Source organism: Nocardia carnea, from assembly GCF_029869215.1.
Taxonomy (GTDB): domain Bacteria; phylum Actinomycetota; class Actinomycetes; order Mycobacteriales; family Mycobacteriaceae; genus Nocardia; species Nocardia carnea_B.
The window spans coordinates 1-5,450 of record NZ_JARWPM010000327.1 but is presented as its reverse complement, the minus strand read 5'-3'; the positions used below and the strand labels follow the sequence as shown (position 1 = coordinate 5,450).

5 protein-coding genes are annotated in these 5,450 nt (G+C 64.3%); 3 read left to right on the top strand and 2 right to left on the bottom strand.

Features of this window, described 5'->3' with window-relative positions; translation table 11 throughout:
* Positions 1-182 precede the first annotated feature (182 nt).
* Positions 183-935, bottom strand: coding sequence for an N-acyl homoserine lactonase family protein (locus QH276_RS23015; protein ID WP_280406899.1), 753 nt, complete (start codon positions 933-935; stop codon positions 183-185).
* Positions 936-1,027: 92 nt separating this feature from the next.
* Positions 1,028-1,543, bottom strand: a complete 516-nt coding sequence (locus QH276_RS23010; protein ID WP_280399742.1) for a MarR family winged helix-turn-helix transcriptional regulator — start codon at positions 1,541-1,543, stop codon at positions 1,028-1,030.
* Between the two features lie 91 nt (positions 1,544-1,634).
* Between QH276_RS23010 and QH276_RS23005 the strand changes: the two genes are divergently transcribed.
* Genes QH276_RS23005 through QH276_RS22995 form a run of 3 tightly spaced genes read left to right on the top strand, consistent with a single transcriptional unit; the run spans position 1,635 to position 5,252 of the window.
* The gene (locus tag QH276_RS23005) at positions 1,635-3,413 is read left to right on the top strand and encodes an FAD-dependent monooxygenase (protein WP_280399741.1); all 1,779 of its coding nucleotides are present in this window, start codon (positions 1,635-1,637) and stop codon (positions 3,411-3,413) included.
* Entirely contained in the window at positions 3,410-4,282 is an 873-nt protein-coding gene (locus QH276_RS23000; RefSeq protein ID WP_280399740.1) for an alpha/beta fold hydrolase, read from the top strand. Before QH276_RS23005 ends, QH276_RS23000 begins: the two co-directional genes overlap by 4 nt.
* A 22-nt stretch (positions 4,283-4,304) precedes the next feature.
* Positions 4,305-5,252, top strand: coding sequence for a 3-carboxyethylcatechol 2,3-dioxygenase (locus QH276_RS22995; protein ID WP_280399739.1), 948 nt, complete (start codon positions 4,305-4,307; stop codon positions 5,250-5,252).
* The last annotated feature ends 198 nt before the right edge of the window (positions 5,253-5,450 follow it).

Here is a 5,450-nt window from a genome sequence, read left to right as displayed (position 1 = left end):
GAAATACTCCGAAATCGGAAAGGAAGATACCGTGAAATCACGCCACCCCATGACCCCTGTCGTGCCGCCACGTTACGTCGACAATATCTATACTCCCGAAGAGATCGAAATATTGTTCGATATCGTCAGGCATCGCGGGCCCGGCTAGCGCGTGACGTGCTCGCCCGGCACCGTCCGCGGCCTCAGGCGATCTTCGCGACCGTCGCTCCGCCCGTGAAAATCGAATCATCGTGGGAACCCATAACTTTCGCACGGCGCCTACCGACTGCGCGAAGACTCGCCACCGCGGCCTCACGCGAGCTGGTGATGCCGGGAAGTGTAGGCGGGGTGGAGAGCATGTTCGCTGCCAGCGGGACGAGGTCACCCGCGAGGCAGACGGCGCCCTGCGTCGTCTCCACCACCAGCCCTTGACTACCCGGCGTATGGCCGGGTAGGTGCAGCAATTCGACGCCGGGCAGTAACTCCACGTCGCCGGAGACACGATCGGTCGATGATCGTGCCCGCCACCATCCCGGCGGGCTTTCGTCATCCGGCGACCCGTAGGCACCCGCGTGACCGGCGGGCGGTTGCTGCGCGGCGCGCCATTCCGAATCCTGGACCAGCAGTCTGCTCCGCTCGAAAAGGTCGTTGTTCGACGAGTGGTCCCAGTGCAGGTGCGAGCAGACCACAAGCGAGACGTCGTCGGGTTTCACGTCGAGAGCGGCGAGCGCCAGGATCGGATGCTCCTCGTTCGTGCGGCGGTACACGAGCCCGGGCCGACTCCGAGCGACCTCCTCCGCGGCCGGCCCGCCCGTGTCGAAGAGGATGATCGTGCCGCCGCGGCGCAACACCCAGACGACGATCGGCGCGACGCGAAATTCCGCGCCCGCACCGTGGCTGAGCATTTCACACGGAGCCAAAGACTCGCCGACACGAAGCGCGTACAGCTCCCACATAACTGTCATTCTAACATTTCAGCCGCCTTCGCCCCTCCGCGACCTTTTTACCGATCCTCCGCAGTGAACCGCCGCAACGATGTTCACAACCCTCAGGAGCGGGTGCCGAGGACACGGAGGGCGCGCTCGCTGTCTTCGAGGCATTCCAACAGGGACGTCAGGTGCACACGTAGTGCGTCGATCGCCCCGGGTGGCAACTGCGCCAGGTACTCGTTTTCCAGTCGCGATATGGCCTGGAGAACCGGCTCGAGAAACGCCTCCGCCTCCGCGGACAGCGAGATGAGCGCTCCTCGTCCGTCTTGTGGGTTGGGAAGACGGACAATCAGGCCCGCATCGACGAGCCGTTTGATCCGCTTGGTTGTGCCCGGGGCGGACGTCACCGTCTCCGCGGCGATCTCGGTGGGAGTCATCGCGCGCCCGAACCGACCGAGAACCGACAAGATGTCGAAGTCGGCGCGGGTTATTCCGTACGACTCGAGCACCTCGTCGGACAAGGACTGGAGCACCGAGCCGATCCTGCGCACCCGCCCGAAAATGTCCAGCGGCCGCACATCCAACTCCGGAAACCGCAGCGCCCACTGCCGTCGCGCCTGTTCGATCGTATCCACATCCACAGTTTACTTTCCTGGTGAGCTACTTCACTTCGCTGGAAAACTAGTTTAGTATTTTTCTGGAAAAGTAGTTAGGAAGTGAGATCCCATGAAGGACGAGTACGACGATGATGTCCTCGTCGTCGGAACCGGACCCGCTGGAGCCACGACAGCCCTGGCACTCGCACGAGCCGGCGTATCGGTGCACATGATCACCAAATGGAGATGGCTCGCCGACACACCACGCGCCCATATCACCAACCAGCGTGCGATGGAGGTGCTTCGCGATCTCGGGGTGGAAGACGAAGTCAAAGCCGTGGCCACTCCCTGGGAGTACATGGGCGACACGATGTTCACCACGAGCGTCACCGGCCCGGAGATAGCTCGGCTCCGTACCTGGGGAACCGGCGACCGCCGCTACGGCGACTACCTCCAGGCGAGTCCCTGCGGCATGCTCGACGTTCCGCAGACGGTGATGGAACCGATCCTGGTCCGCAATGCAGCAGCCAGCGGCGCCCGGGTCTCGTTCAACACCGAGTACCTCTCACACGAGCAAGACTCGGACGGTGTCACCGTGACGCTACGCGACCGCCGGAACGGACATGAGTTCGTTCAACGCGTTCGCTATCTGGTCGGCGCCGACGGCGCCAACTCCTCGATCGCCGAACAGCTCGACCTTCCGATTGTCGGCGAGATGGCCAGGGCGGGCACCGTGTACATCCTCTTCGACGCCGACCTCTCCGCCCACGTGGCACACCGCCCGAGCATCCTGCACTGGATCATGAATCCCACGGCGTCTTTCGGCGAGATCGGCATGGCCACCTTCCGCGCGATCCGTCCCTGGGATCAGTGGATCATGGGTTGGGGCTTCGATGTGACCAAGGGCGAACCCGATCTGAGCGACGAATTCATCAAGTCGCAGGTCCGCACTCTTGTCGGCGACCCCGAACTGGAATTCGACGTCGCCCGCACTATGACGTGGTACGTGAACCAGCAGCATGCCGAGCTGTACCACCGGGGACGGGTGTTCTGCGCAGGTGACGCCGTACACCGCCATCCACCGAGTTCCGGATTGGGCTCGAACACGTGTATGCAGGATGCGTTCAATCTCGCGTGGAAGCTGGCATACGCCGTGCACGGCTGGGCAGGCTCCTCCCTCCTGGACAGCTATTCGGACGAACGAGTGCCAGTGGGTGACCAGATCGTGGCCCGCGCCAACCAGTCACGCAAGGACTACGCGCACATCAGAGCGGCCTTCCACGTGGATGGCGCAGAGGATCCGGTCGCGGCCGGCCTGGCCAAGCTCCGATCGCACACCCCCGAAGGGGCGACTGCACGTGCCGCGCTCTACCGTGCACTCGAGATCAAGAACTCGGAGTTCAACGCCCAAGGTGTCGAGGGCAATCAGCGATACGAATCCAAGGCCGTGATCCCGGATCCGTCGTCGCCGGTTGAGCAGTGGCCACGCGATCGCGAGCTGTACCTGCAGGCCAGCACCCGCCCGGGGGCCAAGCTGCCACACGCATGGCTGGTCAACGGCGAGGGCCGGCGCATCTCCACACTCGACACCGTCGGCTCGGGCAAGATGTCGGTGGTCACGGGTCTCGCCGGAGCAGACTGGGCGGCGGCGGCGAATCGTTTGGCTGCCCCCTTCCTCCGGACCGTCGTGATCGGTGCACCCGAATGCGCAGACCTGTACGGAGACTGGCACTCGGTACGCGAGTTCGACGAGGCCGGCGTGCTACTCGTCCGGCCCGATGGCTACATCGCATGGCGATGCACCCGCGCCCCCCACGACGCCGACGAGGCGGAACAGCTGCTCCGACAAGCGCTGTCCACCGTACTCGGCACCGAACTTCCCTCCGCTAGTAAGGAACTCATCTCGTGAGCACCACCAACGGCTTCACCAGCGTCTGGTCCGACCTGGCCACACTCCCCTTCGAGCAGGGCTACCTCGAGGCCGGCGGCTACCGCACCCGGTACCTGCACGCCGGGGACCGTTCCAAGCCGACCCTGCTCATGCTGCACGGCATCACCGGGCACGCCGAAGCATACGTACGCAACCTCCGGGCACACAGTGAGCACTTCTCGTGCTGGGCGCTGGACTTCATCGGTCACGGATACTCGACGAAACCCGAGCACCCCCTCGAAATCAACCACTACGTCGACCAGATCCTCTCCGTCATGGACGAACTCGGAGTCCAGAAGGCCTACTTCACCGGCGAATCTCTGGGCGGATGGGTGACTGCCCGCATCGCGGCCCAGCAACCCGACCGCGTCGAGAAGATCGTGCTGAACACCATGGCCGGCACCATGGCCAACCCCGCGGTTATGGAGCGGCTGTACAACCTGTCGATGGAAGCCGCGAAAGATCCGAGCTGGGAGCGAGTCGAGGCTCGGTTGCAGTGGCTCATGGCCGACCCCACGATGGTGACGGCGGACCTGATCAAAACGCGACAGGCGATTTTCCAGCAGCCCGACTGGGAGATGGCCTGCCGGATGAACATGGTCCTCCAGCAGATGGACGTGCGACAGCGGAACATGCTCACCGATGACGAACTGCGCTCCATCCAAGTCCCGGCCATGGTGCTGTGGACGACAAAGGATCCGTCCGGTCCGGTCGACGAGGGCCGGCGCATCGCGTCGCTGATCCCGAACGCTCAGCTCGCCGTTATGGAGAACTGCGGTCACTGGCCGCAGTACGAGGACACCGCGACCTTCGACCGCCTCCACTTGAATTTCCTTCTCGGGGCCTGATCCGACCGAAAGGACCATGGCTATGCCTATTGCCGCAATCACAATGTCGCACTCTCCCCTGCTCGAGTTCGTGGATCCGCCCGCCGATGTCAAGGCGCAAGTGGAAACCGCTTTCGGTGCGGCCCGGAAGTTCGCGGCGGAATTCGATCCCGACCTGGTGATCAACTTCGCCCCTGACCACTACAACGGATTCTTCTACGACGTCATGCCGCCGTTCTGCCTCGGCCACGAAGCCACCGCGATCGGCGACTTCGGCAGCCAGGCCGGGGCACTCGATGTCGATACCCAGGTTGCCCGGCAACTGACAGAGGCCATTCTCGAGGCCGATATCGACATCGCCGCGTCGATGAGGATGAGTATCGATCACGGTGCTATCCAGCCGCTGGAGATCCTCTTCGGCGATATCACAGCCAAGCCGGTCATCCCGATATTCATCAACGCGGTGGCACCCCCGTTCGCCCCGATGCGGCGGATCCGGCGTCTCGGTACGGCAGTGGGCCGATTCGTCGCCGAAGAATTGGCAGGCAGGAGGGTTTTGGTCCTCGGATCCGGCGGGCTGTCCCATGAACCCCCGGTACCCCAACTCGCGACCGCTGACGGACAGATGCTCGACAACCTGCTCGGGGCGGGGCGTAATTTGTCGCCCGAGGGTCGCCAGGCGAGGCAGGACCGAGTCATCACCGCCGCACAGGAGTTCGCCGCCGGCAGCCCGGGCACGAAGCCACTCGCACCGGAATGGGACAAGAGATTCATGGATCTGATGGCTCGCGGCGACTTCGACACGGTCGAGAGGTGGACCGCAGAGGAGATGACGCGAGTGGCCGGCAACTCGTCCCATGAGGTCCGGACATGGGTCGCTTCCTACGCGGCGATGGCGGCCGCCGGCGACTATCTGACCGAGTACACCTTCTACCGGCCGATTCCGGAGTACATCGCCGGATTCGGCGTAACGACCGTCGCCGCACGGTGACGGCACCCTGAACGCAGGGGCCTGCCGGCTGCTCCTCGGGCCCGGCAGTGCCTGCGGTTTTGCGAGCAGTCCAGGGATCCGCCCGCCCGTGACAGGGGGGCGGGGACCGAAGGGACCCAGTGCGCCCGCGCCACTGGGGGCACCCCCGCGGGTCACCGAGAAACCCTAGCGTACACCAGATAAGGGGCCCCCGTTGGG